The organism is Lacinutrix himadriensis (genome assembly GCF_001418105.1).
GTDB classification, from domain to species: Bacteria; Bacteroidota; Bacteroidia; order Flavobacteriales; family Flavobacteriaceae; genus Oceanihabitans; species Oceanihabitans himadriense.
The window spans coordinates 499,121-520,057 of the sequence record NZ_LIQI01000027.1 but is presented as its reverse complement, the minus strand read 5'-3'; the positions used below and the strand labels follow the sequence as shown (position 1 = coordinate 520,057).

19 protein-coding genes and 2 pseudogenes are annotated in these 20,937 nt (G+C 32.7%); 12 read left to right on the top strand and 9 right to left on the bottom strand.

Annotated elements, in window-relative coordinates:
- Nucleotides 1-97: 97 nt before the first annotated feature.
- From rsmD to AMD28_RS15435, 3 genes are read right to left on the bottom strand one after another with little or no spacing between them, the layout of a single operon-like run.
- Nucleotides 98-646, bottom strand: a complete 549-nt coding sequence (gene rsmD, locus AMD28_RS15445; protein ID WP_055445018.1) for a 16S rRNA (guanine(966)-N(2))-methyltransferase RsmD — start codon at nt 644-646, stop codon at nt 98-100.
- Entirely contained in the window at nt 646-1,467 is an 822-nt protein-coding gene (locus AMD28_RS15440) for a DUF3822 family protein (protein WP_055445017.1), read from the bottom strand. Before AMD28_RS15440 ends, rsmD begins: the two co-directional genes overlap by 1 nt.
- Entirely contained in the window at nt 1,451-2,188 is a 738-nt protein-coding gene (locus AMD28_RS15435) for a hypothetical protein (RefSeq protein WP_193787286.1), read from the bottom strand. Before AMD28_RS15435 ends, AMD28_RS15440 begins: the two co-directional genes overlap by 17 nt.
- Nucleotides 2,189-2,313: 125 nt before the next feature.
- Between AMD28_RS15435 and AMD28_RS15430 the strand changes: the two genes are divergently transcribed.
- The 12 genes and pseudogenes from AMD28_RS15430 to AMD28_RS15375 all read left to right on the top strand — a co-directional run bounded on the left by AMD28_RS15430 (nt 2,314) and on the right by AMD28_RS15375 (nt 14,664).
- Nucleotides 2,314-3,744 carry an ATP-dependent DNA helicase gene (locus AMD28_RS15430; protein WP_055445016.1) on the top strand — a complete coding sequence of 477 codons (1,431 nt, stop codon included), beginning with the start codon at nt 2,314-2,316 and terminating at the stop codon, nt 3,742-3,744.
- Nucleotides 3,745-3,809: 65 nt separating this feature from the next.
- Nucleotides 3,810-4,376, top strand: coding sequence for a DUF4126 domain-containing protein (locus tag AMD28_RS15425; protein WP_055445067.1), 567 nt, complete (start codon nt 3,810-3,812; stop codon nt 4,374-4,376).
- A gap of 212 nt (nt 4,377-4,588) precedes the next feature.
- Nucleotides 4,589-5,316, top strand: a pseudogene (gene kdsB / locus AMD28_RS15420) (3-deoxy-manno-octulosonate cytidylyltransferase).
- Nucleotides 5,317-5,376: 60 nt separating this feature from the next.
- A complete protein-coding gene (locus AMD28_RS15415) occupies nt 5,377-6,078 on the top strand; it encodes an HAD family hydrolase (RefSeq protein ID WP_055445015.1) in 702 nt (233 codons plus the stop codon).
- Between the two features lie 4 nt (nt 6,079-6,082).
- On the top strand, nt 6,083-6,700 hold the full coding sequence (locus AMD28_RS15410; protein WP_055445014.1) for a CatA-like O-acetyltransferase: 618 nt from the start codon (nt 6,083-6,085) through the stop codon (nt 6,698-6,700).
- Nucleotides 6,701-6,746: 46 nt separating this feature from the next.
- Nucleotides 6,747-7,829 (top strand): iron-containing alcohol dehydrogenase family protein, encoded by a 1,083-nt coding sequence (locus AMD28_RS15405; RefSeq protein ID WP_055445013.1) that lies wholly within the window; start codon nt 6,747-6,749, stop codon nt 7,827-7,829.
- 45 nt (nt 7,830-7,874) lie between these two features.
- On the top strand, nt 7,875-8,381 hold the full coding sequence (locus tag AMD28_RS15400) for a 1-acyl-sn-glycerol-3-phosphate acyltransferase (protein WP_241492531.1): 507 nt from the start codon (nt 7,875-7,877) through the stop codon (nt 8,379-8,381).
- A gap of 497 nt (nt 8,382-8,878) precedes the next feature.
- Nucleotides 8,879-11,932: a phage tail family protein gene (locus AMD28_RS15395; protein WP_055445011.1), complete on the top strand. Its 3,054-nt coding sequence runs from the start codon at nt 8,879-8,881 to the stop codon at nt 11,930-11,932.
- Nucleotides 11,913-12,857, top strand: coding sequence for a C25 family cysteine peptidase (locus AMD28_RS15390; RefSeq protein ID WP_055445010.1), 945 nt, complete (start codon nt 11,913-11,915; stop codon nt 12,855-12,857). The genes AMD28_RS15395 and AMD28_RS15390 overlap by 20 nt, the downstream gene beginning before the upstream one ends.
- A complete protein-coding gene (locus AMD28_RS15385; protein WP_055445009.1) occupies nt 12,854-13,090 on the top strand; it encodes an acyl carrier protein in 237 nt (78 codons plus the stop codon). Before AMD28_RS15390 ends, AMD28_RS15385 begins: the two co-directional genes overlap by 4 nt.
- Nucleotides 13,077-14,165, top strand: a complete 1,089-nt coding sequence (locus AMD28_RS15380) for a beta-ketoacyl-[acyl-carrier-protein] synthase family protein (protein WP_055445008.1) — start codon at nt 13,077-13,079, stop codon at nt 14,163-14,165. The genes AMD28_RS15385 and AMD28_RS15380 overlap by 14 nt, the downstream gene beginning before the upstream one ends.
- A 49-nt stretch (nt 14,166-14,214) precedes the next feature.
- A complete protein-coding gene (locus AMD28_RS15375) occupies nt 14,215-14,664 on the top strand; it encodes a hypothetical protein (protein ID WP_055445007.1) in 450 nt (149 codons plus the stop codon).
- Between the two features lie 123 nt (nt 14,665-14,787).
- Here AMD28_RS15375 and AMD28_RS15370 read toward each other — a convergent pair whose 3' ends face one another.
- The 6 genes and pseudogenes from AMD28_RS15370 to gcvT all read right to left on the bottom strand — a co-directional run bounded on the left by AMD28_RS15370 (nt 14,788) and on the right by gcvT (nt 20,608).
- On the bottom strand, nt 14,788-16,278 hold the full coding sequence (locus AMD28_RS15370; RefSeq protein ID WP_055445006.1) for a carboxypeptidase-like regulatory domain-containing protein: 1,491 nt from the start codon (nt 16,276-16,278) through the stop codon (nt 14,788-14,790).
- Between the two features lie 186 nt (nt 16,279-16,464).
- Nucleotides 16,465-17,187, bottom strand: a complete 723-nt coding sequence (locus AMD28_RS15365; RefSeq protein ID WP_055445005.1) for a YebC/PmpR family DNA-binding transcriptional regulator — start codon at nt 17,185-17,187, stop codon at nt 16,465-16,467.
- A gap of 270 nt (nt 17,188-17,457) precedes the next feature.
- A complete protein-coding gene (locus AMD28_RS15360; protein ID WP_055445004.1) occupies nt 17,458-17,754 on the bottom strand; it encodes a 4a-hydroxytetrahydrobiopterin dehydratase in 297 nt (98 codons plus the stop codon).
- 23 nt (nt 17,755-17,777) lie between these two features.
- Nucleotides 17,778-18,605 (bottom strand): sugar nucleotide-binding protein, encoded by an 828-nt coding sequence (locus AMD28_RS15355; RefSeq protein WP_055445003.1) that lies wholly within the window; start codon nt 18,603-18,605, stop codon nt 17,778-17,780.
- 17 nt (nt 18,606-18,622) lie between these two features.
- Nucleotides 18,623-19,537 carry a glutaminase gene (locus AMD28_RS15350; RefSeq protein ID WP_055445002.1) on the bottom strand — a complete coding sequence of 305 codons (915 nt, stop codon included), beginning with the start codon at nt 19,535-19,537 and terminating at the stop codon, nt 18,623-18,625.
- Between the two features lies 1 nt (nt 19,538).
- Nucleotides 19,539-20,608: pseudogene (gene gcvT, locus AMD28_RS15345) on the bottom strand (glycine cleavage system aminomethyltransferase GcvT).
- Nucleotides 20,609-20,937 lie beyond the last annotated feature (329 nt).

The following is a 20,937-nucleotide window of genomic DNA, read 5'->3' as shown; positions in this document are numbered from 1 at the left end:
ATTATTAGCAACTACAAGATAGTAAAAAGGCTAATAATATAAACATAAGCTATTGATTTTCAGTGTTTTTACGTGCGAATACGATTACGAAAGAATCTTACTCCTTATTGGAAACTTCAAAAAAACTAAACATATTACCACCATAACTTTTAGAATGCGAGTAGTTTTCTAATTGAGAAATGTCTGTATGTTTAGAGTGTTCTATAATTAATACTCCATCTTCTTCTAACAAGTTATTTTGAAAAATTAATTCTGGTATTTTAGAAAATTTTTCAACTGGAAAGTCATAAGGAGGATCGGCAAAAATAATAGTATGTTTTGTGGTTGTTTTAGCTAAATAAGTAAATACATCACTTTTTATGGTTTGTATTTGCATGTTAAAAGCTTCAGCAGTTTCGTTTATAAACTTAATACAACCAAAATGAGCATCTACACTAGTAATTTCTGTGGTCCCTCTAGAGGCAAATTCATAGCTAATATTTCCGCTTCCGCTAAATAAATCTAATACCGATACCGCATCAAAATAATACTGGTTATTTAAGATGTTAAATAGAGATTCCTTAGCCATATCTGTTGTTGGTCTAATGGGTAATTTTTTTGGTGCAGTTATTCTTCTGCCTTTGTATGTTCCTGAGATTATTCGCATTAAAAGCTATGCTTTAAAATATAATTAGAATGTATTGTTTGTTGTTCTACTTCTAGTAGGTAATTGGTATTTGGTTTTCCAAATTGTATATGTCGTATATACTTATATACCATATTGTATAATTCATCTTCTGCAAAAATATCTCCTAAAAGCACCAGTGTTATGGTTTCTGGATTGAGTTGTAATTGTTCTGCAGTAAAGAGAATGTAATATATGAAATCTTCTTTTGTTGTAAAAGTAAACGTATTGTAAAGTGTTAATTTCCCTTTATTGGTGACTATAATTTCAAAGTGATTGGTAAGTACATGTACATACATTTTTTCATCTTGTGCATGTTTTTCAGTCTGTAGGATTTCTTCCAATAGAATAGTTGAAAAATGCTTGTATGCAAAGGTTCCAAACCTTTCGTATAAATAATTATTAATATTCATGTAGGGTACATAAACATTTACACTATCATTTATTTCAAGAATATCATGTGCAATAAAATCGGATTGCAAAATCTTAGAATTGAATTTTAAGTAGTCTGCAATAGCATCTTCCTTAAATAAAGGTTTTGGTACCAGTGTAGAGAGATCATTAATATAAGTAACGTGTATGGTGCTAAAATTGGTTTGTAGCGCCTCTGTCGTTTTAAATATTTTCTTTAAATCGTCTAATACTTGAAATGGTGTTTGTTTTTGATTAAAAGCAAAATGTTTTAAATAACAAATGGTATTTGTATCTGGTTGAAGTATACAAAAAGAAAGTCCATTCAAACTTATTTGAATGGACAATTCTTGGTTAATTAGTATGGTTGTTTTATTATTCGCTGTCGCCATAAGTTTTTGGCCAGTTACCACTAGTATTTATTTCTTCTAAAGATCCAACTCTAATTGCATCTCCATTAACACCGTCCACAGAAATTGTTTCGTTTTCTTGTGCTAATAAATCTTTATTTTGATCTGCTAAAATTACTTTCTTTAATAGTTTTGCTTCAAAAACAGGAATCTTATTTTCTCCTTCTTCACCAAGTACACCAGCTTTCATTTCTATTTTGGCACCTTCAATACTTGGAACATTCATCATAGTTTTATATCTATCTGAATTCTTAAATAAAGAATCTTTAACAGAAACATATCCTAATGTATCAATTACAGTAATATCTTTCATCGTTTCAACACCACCAAAAAGTTTCGTTCTTTCTTCATCTAGAACCGTTTCAATTCTACGTTGTGTAATAGTAAACTTTGCAGTATCAATAAATTTGATTAAGTTTTCAAAGTTAGGAGCAAAATTACCAATAACTTGTCTGTGTGCTAATTGCGCATCTCTAACATCTACCATTTTTTCAATAACAGCAGCGTAACGCTTTTCTTTTACTTTATTAAATTTAATAGGCTCATAGATAGAATTAAATGTTTGGTATCCTAAAAAGGCGATTAAAGCCCAAAGAGCGATCATTAAAACTGGTCTTAACTTAGATGGAATGAACTTGTCAATAAGCCAAACCAAACCAATAGTTACAAGAATTACTGCAATTGCAATTAGTATTAATTTCATAGTATGATTAATTAAATTTTATTAAAGGTCTTTCGCAAATCTACAATTTTTTTTTAATCGTTAAAACCAAACAGCATAAAAATCATCACTATATTTGATGAAATTTTATCTCACAGCCACAATTAATGAACGCATCCCAATTTTATTCCCTTATAAAACAACAGTTTCCGTTTAAACCAACACCAAAACAAGATATTGTTTTATTGCAACTTTCTGAGTTTATTTTTTCGGATAGACCCAATGCGCTTTATTTATTAAAAGGATATGCAGGTACAGGAAAAACTACTATTATTGGTACTATTGTTACCCATTTGTGGCAAGCTAAAAAAAGTGCTGTGCTAATGGCACCAACTGGTAGAGCTGCAAAAGTGATCTCTGGTTATTCTAAAAAAACAGCATTTACTATTCATAAAAAAATATATTTCCCCAAAAAGAATAAAGGGGGAGGTGTCAATTTTGTTTTACAACCTAATAAGCATAAAAACACCATTTTTATTGTCGATGAAGCTTCTATGATTCCAGATACTCCAGGAGATTCTAAACTCTTTGAAAATGGTTCTTTGTTAGACGATTTAATGAAATACGTATATTCTGGACATAATTGTAAATTATTATTAATTGGAGATACGGCACAATTACCTCCTGTAAAATTAGATTTAAGCCCAGCCTTAGACGAAAATACGTTAACACTAAACTATGATAAAGATGTCACTAGAATGGAGTTAGACGAAGTTGTGCGTCAAGGACAAGATTCTGGAATCTTAGAGAATGCGACCATTTTAAGAGAAGCTATTGCGAGTTCTTTTGCCGAAACATTTAAATTTGATTTAAAAGCCTTTACAGATATTGTGCGTCTTGTGGATGGTTACGAAATTATGGATGCTATAAACGATTCGTATAGCAACCTTGGAAACGAAGAAACTGCCATTATTGTTAGAAGTAACAAACGTGCAAATATGTATAATCAGCAAATTAGAGAGCGCATTTTATTTAATGAAAATGAACTTTCTGCAGGAGATTATTTGATGGTGGTTAAAAATAATTACTTCTGGCTTAAACCAACAACCGAAGCTGGTTTTATTGCAAATGGTGATATTATTGAAGTGTTAGAAATATTCTCTATTCAAGAATTATATGGTTTTCGCTTCGCGGAAGTAAAAATTCGTATGGTAGATTATCCGAATATGATTCCTTTTGAAACCGTCTTACTTTTAGATACTATTTCTGCCGAAACGCCTTCTTTAGCCTATGAAGATTCCAACCGATTATACCAAGAAGTGCAAAAAGATTTTGAAGACGAAACCAGTAATTATAAAAAGTTTTTAAAGATTAAAGGAAACAAACACTTTAACGCTTTACAAGTAAAATTCTCGTATGCCATTACTTGTCATAAATCGCAAGGTGGACAATGGAATACCGTTTTTGTAGAACAACCATATCTACCAAATGGCATCGATAGAGATTACTTACGTTGGCTATACACAGCAGTTACAAGAGCCAAAGAAAAATTGTACCTTATTGGTTTTAAAGAGGAGTTTTTTGTAGAAAAGCAATAACGTAAACATATTTTAAAAATAAGATTTCTTCCCTTTGGGAAGATGTCACAAAGGGACAGATGGGAATGACACCAGAAGCTATATTAAGTATTTTTTTAGGAATCGGACTCGCGGCATCTGTTGGTTTTCGCGTCTTTGTGCCATTATTTGCATTAAGTCTTGCAGCACATTTTAATGTTTGGGAACTTAATGATTCATGGCTGTGGATTGGTAGTTTAACAGCTGTGGTAACACTTGGTGTTGCTACTATTGTTGAAATATTTGCCTATTACATTCCGTTTGTAGATAATGTATTAGACACTATTGCAGTGCCTTTAGCAGCAATTGCAGGAACGGCAGTAATGGTTTCTACAGTTGTAGATTTAAGTCCGGTAATCACTTGGGCTCTAGCAATCATTGCTGGAGGAGGAACAGCAGCTGCAGTAGCAGGAACTTCCAGTGTTACGCGATTAGCATCTACAACCACAACCGCAGGTTTAGCAAATCCTGTAATCTCTACTTTAGAAACAGGAACCGCAATTGTAATGTCTATTATCTCTGTATTTCTTCCTGTTTTAGCTGTTGTTCTGGTTGTAATAGTACTGTTTATTATTTTCAGACTTTATAAAAAGTTTAAATCTAGTAAGGCATAATCAAAAAAATATTTCTCTAGGTATAGCCTTGAGATTTCTATTAAAATTGTCATTCTCGCGAATGCGGAATCTAAAATACAGATTTTCGATTTTTAATATAAAACGAAAAGCAATTAAATATTTCTAAAGCTTTGTCAGGAGTATATTTGGTTTCAAAAAATCTTTATTTCAATTTAAAAAGTTATATTTTTGTAAGAACATTAATAGCATATATGAAAATAATTTCCATGATTCCTGCACGTTATAGTGCTTCTCGTTTTCCAGGTAAGCTCATGCAAGACCTTAATGGTAAAACAGTTATTCTTCGTACCTACGAAGCGACAAAGGCAACCAATCTATTTGATGATGTTTTTGTGGTAACCGATAGCGAAATTATCTTTAAAGAAATTACAAGTCATGGAGGTAAAGCAATCATGAGCATCAAAGAACATGAATGTGGAAGTGATAGAATTGCCGAAGCTGTAGAGAATCTAGATATAGATATTGTTGTAAATGTGCAAGGAGATGAACCATTTACCGAAGTAGCTTCCTTAAAAAAGTTAATCCAAGTTTTTAAAGAAGATACAGAAAACAAGTCGATTTAGCATCTTTAATGGTACATATTACCGACGACGAAGAAATTAAAAATTCCAATACAGTAAAAGTAATCGTAGATCAAAACAACTTTGCTTTGTATTTTTCACGAAGCCCAATTCCGTTTCCAAGAGCAACAGATGTTGGCGCAAAGTATTACAAACACAAAGGGGTTTATGCGTTTAGAAAAGAAGCATTATTAGATTTTTATAGATTACCAATGTTACCATTAGAAGCTTCAGAAAAAATTGAATGCATTCGCTATTTAGAATATGGAAAACGTATCAAAATGGTAGAAACCAATGTGCAAGGTGTAGAAATTGATACTCCTGAAGATTTAGAAAGAGCAAAAAAACTCTGGAAATGACGAAGTCATTCCCTTGAAAAAGGGAATCTTATAAATTCAAATTAAAAATTTGTAAAAGAATTGAATACAGAATACCAAAATATAAAAGTAATAGGCTTTGATGCAGATGATACGCTTTGGGTAAACGAAACGTATTTTCGGGATGCTGAATTAGAATTTGCCAAGCTTTTAGGAGGTTTTGAAACTGCTAATAAAGTAGATCAAGAGCTCTTTAAAATGGAAATGAAGAATTTACCTTTATATGGTTATGGCGTGAAAGGTTTTGTTTTATCTATGGTAGAAATGGCTTTAGAATTATCTAATTATACCATTTCTAATAAAACCATAGAAAAGATTTTAGACATTGGGAAACAAATGCTTAAGGAGCCAGTAGAATTATTAGATGGCGTAGAAGAAACACTAAAAGGTTTATCTGGAAAATTTAAATTAATCGTTGCCACAAAAGGGGATTTATTAGACCAAGAACGAAAGTTGGAAAAATCAGGTTTACTGGATTATTTTCATCATATTGAAGTCTTAAGCGATAAAAAAGAAGAAAATTATTCTAAATTATTAAAACATTTAGATATCAATCCGTCAGAATTTTTAATGATTGGAAACTCATTAAAATCCGATATATTACCATTAGTAAATATTCAAGCAAAGGCTATTCACGTTCCTTTTCATACTACTTGGGCTCATGAACAAGTAACCGAAAAAGAAACCAATGGTAAAGCATATAGAACCGTAAAAAGTTTAAAAGAAATTTTAAATCTATTATAGAAATTTGAAAAAGATTAATTTAGAAACATGGAATAGAGCAGAGCAGTTTCAGCATTTTAATAAAATGTTTGATCCTTATTTTGGGGTTACTATTCCGTTGGATGTTACAAAAGCATATCAATTTTCTAAGGAGAATGAAATTAGTTTTTTTGGTAAATATTTACACGCTTGCATGCAAGCAATTAATAGTGTAGATAATTTGAAATACCGAATTATTAACAATGAAGTAGTTGCTTATGATATTATTCATGCATCGCCAACCATAATGAGAGAGGATAAAACCTTCGGATTTTCATTTGTCGATTTTGATGAGAATTTAGATGTATTTTTAAAGCATTTAGAATCTGAAAAAACAAGGATTCAATCCTCCAGTAATTTGTTTCCAGAAAGAAATGGATTAGATTGCATACATTGTTCGGCATTGCCTTGGGTGAATTTTTCAGGGCATAAAGAACCGTTTTTTGGAGAAAAAGATTCGGTACCTAAAATAGCATTTAGTAAAGTAAATAGAGAGAAAAATACCTTAAGCATGAATGTAGCAATATCCGTAAATCACGCATTGGTGGATGGCTATCATGTTGGTTTATTTTCTGAAAAGTTTCAATATTTTTTAAATCAATAGGAATTAAAGCAATAGTATTTCTATTTTTGTTAAACAATTATAATAAATGAGTTATAAAAATTACCCAATGGTGTCCAGAGTAGTTTACGGACGTGGAAGTTTTAATCAGTTAAATGAAATTCTATCGCCTAAACGACAAAACGTTAAAGCGCCATTCATATTTTTAGTAGACGACGTATTTAAAGGTAAATCTTGGTTAACCTCTAGAATACCACTGTCTTATGATGATAAATTATTGTACATCTCTGCAGAAGAAGAACCAAAAACTTCGCAAGTAGATGCATTGGTGGAACAAATAATTCTAGACTATAAAGAAAGACCTTCTGGAATTATTGGAATAGGAGGAGGAACCGTTTTAGATTTAGCAAAAGCAGTAGCTTTAATGTTAACTAATAAAGGGGAATCTAAAGATTATCAAGGTTGGGATTTAATTAAAAACCCAGCAATTTACCATGTTGGTATTCCTACCATTTCAGGAACAGGAGCAGAAGTTTCAAGAACTACCATTTTAACAGGACCTGTTAGAAAATTAGGAATCAATAGCGATTACACGCCTTTTGATCAAGTGATACTAGATCCAGAATTAACTAAAGACGTACCAAAAGACCAATGGTTTTATACAGGAATGGACTGTTTTGTACATTGTATAGAATCTTTAAAAGGAACGTACCTAAATGCCTTTAGTCAAAGTTATGGCGAAAAAGCGTTAGAACTTTGTAAAGAAATTTTCCTAGAAGATACATTAAGTGAAGAAGATGCTGCAGATAAATTAATGATGGCTTCTTGGCATGGAGGAATGAGCATTGCATACTCTCAAGTAGGTGTTGCACATGCCATGAGTTATGGTTTAGGCTATTTATTAGGCGTAAAACATGGGGTTGGTAACTGTATCGTTTTTGAACATCTAGAAGAATATTATCCAGAAGGAGTAGCCATGTACAAAGCCATGCGCGAAAAACATAACATTACCATTCCTCAAGGTATTTGTGCAGATTTAAGTGACAAAGAGTTTGATATCATGATAGATGTTGCATTAAGCTTAGAACCGCTTTGGGAAAATGCTATTGGGAAAAATTGGAAAAAAACAATTACCAGAGAAAAGCTTAAAGCTTTATATCTAAAAATGTAATTTTTTATGCTAACAATTATATATAAATTTATATACTTCAAAATCATGAAATGGAAACTCGTGGGTGAGTTTCCAAAAGAATTGAAGAAGTACGTTATAATAGCGGTACCACATACGAGTTGGCATGATTTTTATATCGGATTGTTAATCCGAAAAATAGCAAATACAAAAATTAATTTTCTTGGTAAAAAGGAAATATTCATCTTCCCTTTTGGTTATTATTTTCGAGCTGTAGGAGGAAGGTCATTAGATAGAACTCCTGGTCAGAATAAAGTGGAAGCTATTGCGAAACTTTTTGAAACCAATGACGAATTACGATTAACATTAGCTCCAGAAGGTACTAGAGATAAAGTATCCGAATGGAAAACTGGTTTTTATCATATAGCGAAAGCTGCAAATGTGCCAATAGTAATGGTTACTTTTGACTTTGGAAAGAAACAAAACAAAATTTCGAAACCTTTTTATCCTACAGATAATATGGAAGAAGATTTTGCCTTTATGAAAAACTTCTTCAAAGGGGTAAAAGGTAAAGTTCCTGAAAAGTCTTTTTAAAGTTTAAGCATACCTCTTCTAAAACAAAACAGTTTATCTATCGTTTTCTTTTAAAGAAGATTATAGAGGAAGGAATCGCATTTTATCCTATAATTTTTCAAACCAAAGGTTAACCTTCTACAACAGTTTTCTATTAAGTTTCAGACTACGTAATGAAACATAAAGTAAACAATGCAAATTGTCCATAAAAAGAAACATTAACGAAGTCATAAAAACAAACATAAAATCGTCTAACTATTTGATTTTTAGTTATTTATTGGTATTTTTTGTATTTCTTTTTCACTTTAAATAAATTGTTTTAAATTACTGATTTATAGCTGATTATGATTAATTGCGATAATTAACAGTTTGATTATTAGTTAATTATATTTGTAATATTCGTAACTTTTATTACATTTGTGCTTTCTTCCTAACTTTTATAGCTGTATTTCCTAAAATACACATACTGACAATTACTATTATTCTTTTAGTGGCATTAATTTTTAAAACCATAAACCATGGGAAAGAAAAAATCCACATCGGGAAAATCTGCTCCGAAAAAAAAGACAGTTTCAAAAAAGGTTACTAAAGCAGCATTAGAAAAAGTTGAAATACGTAAAAAAAACCATAGTAAAACCAAGTTCGTAACTGGTAAAAACGCCATTTTAACAGCACTAGAATCTGCTTCCTTTAGAAGTAAAAAATCGGTAACAGATGCTGTAAAAAATTGTAAATACAAAGCAGTAGAACTTGCTCCTGCAGTACGAATGCTTTTTAAAGAAAGCGAAAATAAAGCAGTAAAACTATCCGAATCTTACGCGAAAACCATTAAAGACCCCAAAGAACACAGAGAGTTTTTTCAAGGTGTTGCTCAAATGGAAAAAAAAGAACGATGTGCTGTTATTAAAGGCTATCGTAATGCAAACCAAGCAAGAGGTGTTGTACATGCTATGAGCCAATTGCCAAGGCAACAATGCAGAACTATAATGCAAGATTTTGTATTTGACGAGAAAGGCAAAAAAGACGAAAAAGGTGTTAAAGAAGTTCTTTTTTGGCTTCGAGATGCTGGAGCACAAATGCGAAAAATTGAAGGATACACTCCTGTTTTTCCAGATGGTGAAACAGATGATGCTGTAGTAGAATTTTTTGAAGATGTTGCTGATGCAATTTCCGATGCTGTAACTTCTATTGTAGATGGATTAACCGAATTTTTTGAAGATTTAGTAGAAGCTATTTCAGATGCTATTAATTGGGTTGTGGATGAAGTTGCAAGTCTTGCAAGAGCATTGGTAGAAGCTGGGAAACAAATTTGGGAGATCTTAAAAGCTGCCGCAGAAATTGCCATCAATCAAGTGAAAAAGTTTGTGGAAGCAATTAAACTTATCGGGAAATCATTTATAGAAATTTTAGAAGATGTTTTTGCTTTTGCAAAAGAAATCATTGAAGCCGTAATTGATGCCATTGATAAATTAGGGGAGATTTTTGCAGATTTATTAAAATGGCTAGCCACAAAAACGTACGAATTTATTAAAGCTGGAATCGAAGCATTAGTCAGCATAGGTAAAACCATTGGTAATATATTATTTCAAGCCTTTAAAGCGAGTTTGGAACTAGTTCGAAATACCGTTAGAGCACTCCTAGAAATTGGGCAAACTATAGGTTCTATATTAGTAACCTTAGTTACGCGTCCTAGAGATTTACTAAATGAAGTGGTTAGAGCTTTTGGAGAACTAGGAAATACCTTAGCAGATATTATTCAAGAAACGGTAAATGTTGCAGCAGATTTTGTTCGTGATGTTGTTAGAGCAGCTGCAGCAATTGGTACTGCATTAGTTGAATTTACCGACTTTGTCATTCAAACTACAAAAGAATTGGCTACCAAAGTGGTAGATGGTTTATTAGCTGCTGGAAGAACTTTAGTCGAACTAATTTCCACTATCGCAAACAAAAGTATTGCTGCAATTAAAAAAATTGTTGAAGCCGCTTTTGAGCTTGGTAAAACCATGGTGAATATTCTAAAAGATGTGTTTGATTTAGCCGTAGATTTACTAAAAGAGACTATAAAAGCCATGCTAGAAATTGGTAGAAAAATTGCCGAATTCACAAAAGCGATGGTAGAATTTACATACCGAAATGCTGCTAGACTTATTGAAGCTGCGCTTGCTGCCGGAGCTACTATTGCAGATATTTTAGAATCTGTAATTGAAGATACTTATTTTGTATTTAGAAAAATAGTGAACGGCGTATTACAAGCTTTAGGTCCTGTTGCAGATATATTTGAATGGCTAGTTGCTAGAGGCGAAGATCTAGCTTCCGAAATTTGGAGACAAGCAGTTTTAGCAATTCGTTTTGTAAAAGAATCGATTACAGAAGTTATGGATTGGGCTTTAGAGCAAGCCGATGCTATTTTCGATAGACTTTTAGAATTAGTCGAAGATATTGGAAGTAGAATTTCCGAAGTTATCGATTGGGCAATCGCTGTTGGTGATGCCGCCTTAGAATTGTTAGGAGAAGCTACAGAACGAATAGGAAACTCTATTAGTTATGTTCTTAACTATCTAGAAAATGACTTTATTCCTGGTATTCGAAAATTTGTAGAAGGTGCTTTAAGGGCAGCAAGTGCCATAGCAGGATTAATCGCTTGGGTTGCCAATAAAACCTTCGAAATTATGCGAGAAGTGGTTATTGGTGCTTTAGCTGCCGGAATTGGGCTAGCTACTTTATTAACCGAAGTGATGCTGCATCCAGATCAAACACTCGATCTCTTTATTGCAGCAGCTAGAGATGTAGGAAATTCTATTCAGGATATTTATCAGTCCGTTTTAGATACCGGCGAAGCATTTATAGAAGAAGTAACAGAAACGCTTAGAGAATTAGGCGAATCTATTGATGATATGCTAGAGGCAGCCTTTGAGGTTAGTGCAGGGATGCTTGGTGCTACTATATCCGTTCTTTTCGAAATGCTTGGTAGTTATAGAAATTTAACTGCGGATGAAGAAGCAGATGGTCGTTTTGTTTTTGGAGATGCCGTGGATTGGAATAATACCTTTATAGCAAAAGAAGGTGCACTAAATGATATTGTTTTTGGTGTTCAAGATTTTGTGACTAGAAACCCAGACTCTCGTGCTTTTGTAACGGGTAATCTAATCAATTTTGATATAGATGATGATTTTAGTAGAGCAACACTAGTACATGAATTAACGCATGTTTGGCAGAATCAAAATGTGGGACCAGTTTATTTAGCACATGCAGTTAGCGCACAATTAGTAGGAGCAGGTTATAATTACGGATATAATGAAGGTCCGGTGGATGTAGGTATTAATATTCCAAATGCATTTTTCACACCAGTTGGAACGCCACCATCTACAACGTTACAAGGTGCTTCTCAAGGAGCTTTTACTGGAGCGGGAGGAGAAACAGTTTTAGATAATGCAAATTCTATTCATGATTTTAACGAAGAACAACAAGGTCAAATTTTAATGCAATACTTTGTTCGAGCACGTTTATTAAGACAAACAGGAACCGATATTAACAGATTTCAACCTTTTGTAGATGAAGCTAAAGCAGCATAAAACCATTTTAATTGTAAAACCACAATTTTCTTCCGATGCCAAATCGGAAGAAAATTTTACGTTGCTTAAAAATACATATATAAAGCATGATATTGATGTGCATGTTATTGATTATGATGTAAGACCAAGTTATAATCAAATTCAAAGTCAAGTTAAAAATCAAGATGCTGTATTATTAATTGGTGATGCGAAATGCTTTCCAAAAAACGCATTAAAGTTTCCATTTATTAAAACCATGGAAAATAAAAAAATACCGATTGCTTGGTTGCCCATTAGAAATAGTGAAGATCTCTTTACCTTTTCTAAAACGATTCATGAAGTTCATAGTAGAAAACAAGAACAATGTGCTATCGCTTTACTTTCACAAAAGCATCCTAGGTTTGTCAGAATTGTAGATCGTATGGCTACTATTTTAGAAACGCCAAGTTTACTACCATACAAATGGAGTAGTGATTTACTATTTCGAGAAAGTATGATTGCAGGTTTGGAAAGCGGAATTGGATTAGCAACCTATTTCGGACATGGAAGACCCATTGGTTGGGTGGGATATTATGGTTTGCGTTCGCATCATTTTGAAAATAAAAAATCAAAACCTGTTGGTGCTTTACTATCCTTATGTTGTAAAACTGCAAGTAGAAAAAATACCAAAATTTCCTTTTGTGAGCAATTGGTTTTAGATGGAAAAACGGCGGTTACATTTGGTGCTGTAGATAGTACTTTACATACAGACAATACCAGATGGTCTGTTGGTATTACAAAAGCATTATTAAGTGGCGCGAGTACTATTGCAGAATTAATTATTCAAGCAACACCAAAAAATCTTTCGTCATACACGCATTATAGATTAATTGGAGATCCGTTAGCACCAATTTATTCTTCCAAAGAAACCGCATTATTTGCTAATACTATAAAAACATATCCATGAAAAATATTATTATAAACACCATTTTAACACATTTTAGAGATGTAAAACCCAAATTGGAAATAGATTCTAACGATTCTAATTTTAAAGAAGAATTAGGTGTCGATTCTTTAGATATGGCAGAGTTTGTTGCCCGAATAGAACAGGAGTATAGAATAGAAATTCCAGATACAGATTGGTCACAAATTGCGACTGTAAATCTAATGGCAGAATACATTCATAATGTACAACACTAATAAAATAGCAGTTACCGGATTAGGTATTGTTTGTTCCTTAGGAAATACGATCACGGATTTCTGGAATGCACTATTAAACGATAGTTCTGGTATTAAAAACTGGGAGGATTTAAAACACTTAGATTTTAAATATATCCATGCTAGTCGTGTAGAAAATATAGAATGTGATCCTTTACAACGAGGTTTTCAATTTGCCGTTTCTGCAATAGAACAAGCTATAAAACAATCAGGTTGTTCCAATACAGAAAAATGGGGATTATTTCTAGGAACTACCATGGGAGAATCTGCTGCTTTTGAAGCTATTGCAGAAAAGAACCAAACACTAATTCCGGAAGCATATACCGGTTTCGGAATTTGTAAACGCTTGATGAAAAAATATCCTGCAATGCATAAGTTTCAATGTTTTGCGACCGCTTGTGCAGCTGGAAATTATGCGCTTAAAGCAGGAATGGATGCTTTACAAAAAGGTGAGATTTCTATTGCTATAGTTGGTGGCGTAGACCCTTTTTCTAAAATTGCAATGTGCGGTTTTAGTAGGAGTAGAGCGATGAGTCCTTCTGGGATTTGCAAACCTTTTGATACCAATCGAGATGGAATGATTTTAGGGGAAGGCGCTGGTTTTTTAGTTTTAGAAAAAGCAGAAAATGCAACCAAGAGAAAGGCGAATATCCTTGCTGTTTTAGACGATTGTGCTTTGTCTTGTGATGCCTATCATCCTACAGCTCCAAAACCGGATTCTTCCGGAATTATCAATTGCTTTCAGCAACTTTTAGAAACAAATAATCTGAAGCATTCTGAAATCGATTGGATTTCTGCGCATGGAACAGGAACCAAACTTTCCGATCAATCGGAAGCCCACGCCATAGCCAAAGTGTTTGATACACATCCACCTTATGTTTCTAGTATTAAACCTAAAATCGGACATACATTAGGAGCAGCAACAGCTATTGAAGCAATCGTTTCGGTACTTTCTATTCAGCATCAAACCATTCCGCATACACTTAATTATACCAATGCCGAATTTGATATTCGCATTCCGAAGAAACCCGTTTTAACCAAAGTCAATAAAGACTAAATTGTGGTTATGCTTTTGGAGGATTAAATTCTATAACCTTATTTTCATCATGGAATTAAATTGGAATACATACCAAACTACAGGAAAAACGGAAGCAGATTTAGCAACCCAATTTGTCGACGCTATTTGTGCGGAACAAGGTTTTGAATTTTACGGAAATCAATCTGCGGTTTACTTTATATCATCTAATGCAGGAACTTTTTCTTCTATTGCTTTTTGGGAAAACGCTTTAGAACATAGTCCGCGATTTGCAAACCCTGGAATCTTTCCATGGACGCTAGCCAATGCAACTTCTGGATATATAGCCAGAAGGTTTTCTATCACGGGACCTAATTATACAATTATAGATAATACAGTGGATGAAGCACAATTAGTTTCTAATTTTAAAACCGATGGATTAAAATATGCTTTAAAAAATGCCATCTGTGTGCATTGGGAATTAAAAGTAGAAAACCACCAACTTTCAGTGGTTGCCCAATGGTGTATTATTTTGGCATAATATTTGAAATTAATAAACTAGTAGGAAACTAGTGAAACATAAAGTAAACGATACGTCCCTAAAAAGAAACATTAGCATACTACTAACAAAAGCTATTTTAACTCCGGTTGATGTAGCTTTTTTTTAGTTTGCTTCTTCAGATTCTACTTTAAAGTTTTTCATATCATTTAAAGGTTCTAAAACATTATAATCTCCCCAAATGGTGGCATCGTAGGCTTTAGGGTTTTCATAATCTATTCTAGTTTTTTCTGTATAGTTAGTAAAATCAGTAGTTTCCAAATCACTTCTAGAAATAATTAACAATTCAGATTTACCTTTAAAAGTTCCTTCAATTTTAAAGTTAAAAGCTACTTTATTTCTAGAGTTTTCATTTTCAATAAATTTAATGGGTCTATTGATATAAAAATATCTATCAATTTGTGTATTTATATAACTAGGATAGTAGAAATTATCGTCTCCTTTTTTATACACAACAATACCTTTCTTGTTTTTTTCAATATATTTTATTCCTAATAGAAGTCTAAGGTTTAATTTTTCGCCAACTCGGTTTTCATAAAAATCATAATCTGCTCTAATTACAGCAAATGTATCATTAGAAACATATAGGCTTCCTGTATATAATGCGGAAGATTTTCTAGGTTTAAAATCAATGATATAAACCATTTCACTATCTAAAAAAGTAACATCATTAAGCGTATATTCATATTTATTTATGTTTGTAACAAAGTCTAAGTTTGTATCCGGATTAGAAAAACTACTATTCTTAATCAAGTTAAAAGTTTCGTTTTTGGCATGACGAAGTGTATTAATAGTGTCTTGGCTTTCTTTTATTTTTTCCTTATTTAAACTTGCAGAATCTGTTACTTTAAAAAAACCAGATTTTATGGTATAGATTTTATCTTTATCTAGATGTTTCATTACAATTTCTTGTCCGCGTTCTGCTAAACTTTCCATCGATTGATCGTTTTTTTCATCCCGTAAACTAATTGCTTTTTCTACATCCAGTTTTGCATTGTCTTTATCTAAAACCTTCAGCGAGCCGACAAAATCGGTGTATTGTTTCGATTTATTATTTACTAAAGAAGTTTCTAGTTTATCAAAATCATCATTAAAATCTTGTAGTTGTTTTCGTTTAAAACCAGTAGATTTTTTAATTTCAAAATCGGCTAAATCCCCTATAACATAATCTGTTTTTCGGCTAAAAACTTTAAATTCATTTAAGTCTAATTTATAATTCGTTTTTAGATTCTTATTTACATAAAACATAATAGAATCTGAAGATAAAGCGGTGTGGTTTAAAAAAACTTCTGAAAGTTCATTCAGCTTTTCGATTAACACATATTCTTTAGAAGTGAAATTTTCAAGAATAAATGCGTTTTTTTCGAAACCTAAACAAGAAATAGTAACAGAATCTGTTGCTGTAAAACCTTTTGTTTCTATAGAAAAGCTACCTTCTTCATTAGATATAACACCATAATCGGACCCTATTTGAATGGTTGCAAAAGGGATTTCTTCATTTGTAGAAGATAAAACTTTACCAGAAACGGTTTGTGCTTGTGTTGTAATTTGAAATAGGATTACGAAAAGAAAGGAGAGTAGATATTTAAATTTCATAGACTTGATTTTTATAATAACGAATTACATTATATAATGTTACAAAAAAAAACCTAAACAATGGTGTTTAGGTTTTCTTAAAGTTTATTTTTTACTTACCTGAAATCGTTTCAGGTTCTAAATAATATAGAATAATAAAATTGTAGATTGTTAAATCTAGTTAAGAGGTCAAAACCTCTTATTCATTTATTCTTCCGTAGATTCTTCCATGGTATGATATACGTTTTGTACATCATCATTATCGTCTAATTTCTCTAGAAGTTTTTCTACATCTGCCGCTTCTTCCGGAGTTAGTTTTTTAGTTACTTGAGGAATACGTTCAAAACCAGAAGAAAGAATTTCAATATCACGAGATTCTAATTCTGCTTGTATAGCACCAAAACTTTCAAAAGGAGCATAGATTAAAATACCATCATCGTCTGCAAAAACTTCTTCTGCACCAAAGTCAATAAACTCTAATTCTAGATCTTCTGGATCTAAACCTTCGGCTTCAATTCTAAAATTACAAGTATGATCAAACATAAATACAACAGAACCTGAAGTACCTAAACTACCATCACATTTATTAAAATAACTTCTTACATCGGCAACGGTACGTGTATTATTATCGGTTGCTGTTTCTACTAAAACTGCAATTCCGTGAGGAGCATATCCTTCAAAAATCACTTCTTTATAATCGCCAAGACTTTTATCACTAGCTTTTTTAATAGCACGCTCTACATTGTCTTTAGGCATGTTCACAGCCTTTGCATTTTGAATAACTGCTCTTAAACGCGAATTACTACCTGGATCTGGGCCACCTTCTTTAACAGCCATTACAATGTCTTTACCAATACGTGTAAAGGCTTTGCTCATAGCAGACCAACGTTTCATTTTGCGTGCTTTACGAAATTCAAAAGCTCTTCCCATTAAAAATATATGTTTTTTGTTTCCACGAAAGTGGGAAACTTATTAATTAAAAAATTTGTTCGAATTACAAATATAAAAATAAGTACTGCAAACTGCAAGAAGCGAAGTTTATAAATTTTAGCACTTCATTGCGCACCGCAAAATAAGAATGTATCCTAATTTTAAAGTTCGAGTACGTCTGTATACTGCGACTGAAAACTGTAGACTTCCTATTGCATACTTTTTTCAAAACTCGAGTAAGCATTGCATACTGAGACTGAAAACTAAATACTAATCCTCGTCTTCCGGAACAACTATAGCATCAATAGCTTCTACAAGTTTAAAATCTTTTTTGGTAACGCCATTTACGTCGTGCGTACTTACGCTAATTTTTAATACATTATACACATTACTCCAATTTGGATGGTGGTTTTGCGCTTCGCATTCAAAGGCAATTCTGCTCATGGCACTAAAGCAATCTTTAAAATTATCGAATTCAAATTCTGCGTGAAGGGCATTCTCAATATAATCCCAATCTGGAAAATGTAATAAGCGTTGTTCTATGTTATCTTCGGAAAGTTTTTCCATCATTTTTATGTTTTTTTTATACCCTACAAAATACTCATTTTTAAAACATCTTTGCTTTGTATTTGTAGGTTTTTTGGTAATAAATTATCTTTTGGTAAAACAGCCAAATAGCGATCATCATTTGTGGTATACACCTGTTTGTAAACCGGATTGTATAATACAAGAGAACCTACAATTTCTTTTATAAACTCATCATGATGAATTAAATCGGTACTTCCTAAATGAAAAATACCTGTTTTATTTCTATTAATAATATAATGTATTTGTTGCGATAGTTTATAGTCTGTAGTGACATTAATTATTAAGTTAGGAAAAACCTCTATTGGCGTTTTTTCTTTTAATTGAGTCCTAATTTCTTCTATTCTTGGCGAACCTGTTCCAAAAACCATTGGTAATCTTAAAATTGCCCATTTGCTTTTAGGTAAACGCATGAGCATATTTTCAATTTTTATTTTAAAATGCCCATAAATACTAGAACTTAAGGTTTTGTCTAACTCGTAACTTGGATAGTTTTTATAGGCATCAAATACATTGGCAGACGATATGAAAATAATCTTACAATTATGGTGTTTCACATATTCCGTGATATGCCGATGTGCTATAGTTTGTGTGGCAAAGTTTCCGCGAAGCGAAGAAATAATGATACTCGGTTTTGTAGCTTCTAGTATTTCTACTACATCATCTTCTTCATGGTTATAATGAAAAAATTGCTTGTTTTTTTCGGAAGCTTTATTTGGTGTGCTGTACGTTCCAAAAACTCTAAAATAGGGGTATAGCTCTTTGTAAATGGCATTACCAATAAAGCCATTAACACCAAGAACTAGTATTTTATGTTTTTTTTTATCCAGCATGAATTAGGAGTACTTTTTTAAAAAATGGAAAGTTTCGTTTTGGTCGTAAAAGCCTCTAAAGCTTGCATGCCAATTTTAGAATTTCCTTTTGGGTTTAGTCCTGGCGACCAGGTAGAAATTACTAATTGATTTGGTAATAACGCTACAATACCACCACCAACACCACTTTTTCCAGGTAAACCTACCTCGAATGCAAACTCCCCAGCTTCATCATAAAATCCGCATGTAAGCATAATGGCATTAATACGTTTTATTTGGCTAGCCGTTAACCATTCTTTATTTTGCAAACAAACGCCATGATTCGCGAATAAATAGAATGCATTTGTTAATTGCTCACAAGTCATTTCTAAAGCGCATTGATAAAAGTAGAAGTCTAAAACATCTGCGACATCATTCTGTAAATTACCAAAGGATTTTAGAAGATTGGCTGCTGCATAATTATTATAACCTGTGGCTTTTTCAGATGCAGCAACTGCTTCATTATACTGTATGGTTTGGTCGTTTGCTAAAGCGCGAACAAAATGTAAAAAATCTTCTTTCGGATTTTCTAATCCCGATACTAATATATCTGCAATAACAATGGCACCAGAATTTATAAACGGATTTCTAGGAATCCCATTTTCAAGTTCTAGTAACGATAACTGATTAAAAGGATCGCCAGAAGGCTCCACGTCCATGCGTTGCCAAAGATCATTTCCTTGTAATTGAAACGCTTTTGAAAGCGCAAATACTTTAGAAATACTTTGAATAGAAAATGGCGCTTGTGCTTGGCCTACCGAAAAACTTTCTCCAGAAAGTAGTTTTAAATGGATCCCAAAATTATTGGCATCGATATGTGATAATTCTGGAATATAATTAGCAACCAATCCACGGTCAATTTCTTGTTTTAAATCGTTGTGAATGGAATTAATTACTTGCTGAAAGTCTATCATATTATCCTTTGTAGAATGGTAATTTTACCACCGTTGCAGGAATAGCGTTTTTTCTAATTTGTATATTTATTTTGCTATCTACACCAGCAAAAACAGTTGGTACATAACCAAGACCGATTCCTTTACCAAGCATCGGACTCATAGTTCCAGAAGTCACTACACCTATTTTTTTACCTTGACCATCCACAATATCATAACCATGTCTAGGGATTCCTCTATCGTCTACTCAAAAGCAACAAGTTTACGTTCGGCACCACGACGTTTCTCGTCTGCTAATGCTTCGGAGTTTGTAAATTCTTTAGTGAATTTAGTAACCCATCCTAAACCAGCTTCAATAGGAGAAGTAGTATCGTCGATATCATTTCCGTAAAGACAATATCCCATTTCTAAACGTAGTGTATCTCTAGCAGCAAGTCCAATTGGTGTTGCCCCAGCTTCGGTAACTTTATCCCAAATTTGTTTTACTTCGGTATTTTTACAATAAATTTCAAATCCGCCACTTCCTGTATAACCAGTTGCAGAAATAATCACGTTTTCGACTCCTGCAAAATCACCAACTTCAAAGTTGTAGAATTTAATAGCAGATAAATCATGACTTGTTAAAGTTTGCATAGCTTCAATAGCTTTTGGACCTTGAATAGCAAGTAGTGAATAGTCTTCACTTAAATCACGCATATCTGCATCTACCGTATTTTTAGAACTAATCCAGTTCCAATCCTTTTCAATATTACTAGCATTAACCACTAATAAATATTGTTCTTCTTTTAGTTTATAGATAATTAAATCGTCTACAATTCCGCCGTCATCATTAGGTATACAGCTGTATTGTGCTTTACCAATAGTAAGTTTACTCGCATCATTACTACACGTTTTTTGTATTAAAGCAAGTGCATTAGGACCAGTAATTAAAAATTCTCCCATGTGCGAAACATCAAAAACACCAACGCTTTTTCTAACCGTTTCGTGTTCTATATTCACCCCTTCGTATTGAACAGGCATGTTGTAACCAGCAAAAGGAACCATTTTTGCGCCTAGAGCTTCGTGAGTAGCAGATAATGCAGTATTTTTCATAAGAAATATATGTTTTTGATTCCCGTGAAAGTGGGAACCTTATAATTTAATTGTTCAATAACAAAAGTATTGAAAAATATGGAAATGCTTTTAGGATTGGGAATAATGTTGTCTTAAAATTATTTTTTGTTTGGAAGGGTTGGTGTTTGAAGCGTTTTTTTTAGTAGGGATTTTGGATTTCGAATTTAAACTAACGGTTTTGTGTATGGTTAGTTGCGTGTTTCAGCAACTAATTTAGTAAACAAAAACGAACGCAAGAAAATTCCGAAGGAATTTTCCAAATAAGCACTTGCCAAAGCAATTAATTATACACGGTGTTGGCATTTCGT

Coding starts and splice junctions, on each gene's coding strand:
- AMD28_RS15375 (WP_055445007.1), top strand. CDS start 14,215: ATGGAATTAAATTGGAATACATACCAAACTACAGGAAAAACGGAAGCA.
- AMD28_RS15370 (WP_055445006.1), bottom strand. CDS start 16,278: ATGAAATTTAAATATCTACTCTCCTTTCTTTTCGTAATCCTATTTCAA.
- AMD28_RS15350 (WP_055445002.1), bottom strand. CDS start 19,537: ATGATAGACTTTCAGCAAGTAATTAATTCCATTCACAACGATTTAAAA.
- AMD28_RS15390 (WP_055445010.1), top strand. CDS start 11,913: ATGAAGCTAAAGCAGCATAAAACCATTTTAATTGTAAAACCACAATTT.
- AMD28_RS15385 (WP_055445009.1), top strand. CDS start 12,854: ATGAAAAATATTATTATAAACACCATTTTAACACATTTTAGAGATGTA.
- AMD28_RS15405 (WP_055445013.1), top strand. CDS start 6,747: ATGAGTTATAAAAATTACCCAATGGTGTCCAGAGTAGTTTACGGACGT.
- AMD28_RS15430 (WP_055445016.1), top strand. CDS start 2,314: ATGAACGCATCCCAATTTTATTCCCTTATAAAACAACAGTTTCCGTTT.
- AMD28_RS15435 (WP_193787286.1), bottom strand. CDS start 2,188: ATGAAATTAATACTAATTGCAATTGCAGTAATTCTTGTAACTATTGGT.
- AMD28_RS15425 (WP_055445067.1), top strand. CDS start 3,810: ATGACACCAGAAGCTATATTAAGTATTTTTTTAGGAATCGGACTCGCG.
- AMD28_RS15380 (WP_055445008.1), top strand. CDS start 13,077: ATGTACAACACTAATAAAATAGCAGTTACCGGATTAGGTATTGTTTGT.
- rsmD (WP_055445018.1), bottom strand. CDS start 646: ATGCGAATAATCTCAGGAACATACAAAGGCAGAAGAATAACTGCACCA.
- AMD28_RS15440 (WP_055445017.1), bottom strand. CDS start 1,467: ATGGCGACAGCGAATAATAAAACAACCATACTAATTAACCAAGAATTG.
- AMD28_RS15360 (WP_055445004.1), bottom strand. CDS start 17,754: ATGGAAAAACTTTCCGAAGATAACATAGAACAACGCTTATTACATTTT.
- AMD28_RS15400 (WP_241492531.1), top strand. CDS start 7,875: ATGAAATGGAAACTCGTGGGTGAGTTTCCAAAAGAATTGAAGAAGTAC.
- AMD28_RS15365 (WP_055445005.1), bottom strand. CDS start 17,187: ATGGGAAGAGCTTTTGAATTTCGTAAAGCACGCAAAATGAAACGTTGG.
- AMD28_RS15355 (WP_055445003.1), bottom strand. CDS start 18,605: ATGCTGGATAAAAAAAAACATAAAATACTAGTTCTTGGTGTTAATGGC.
- AMD28_RS15395 (WP_055445011.1), top strand. CDS start 8,879: ATGGGAAAGAAAAAATCCACATCGGGAAAATCTGCTCCGAAAAAAAAG.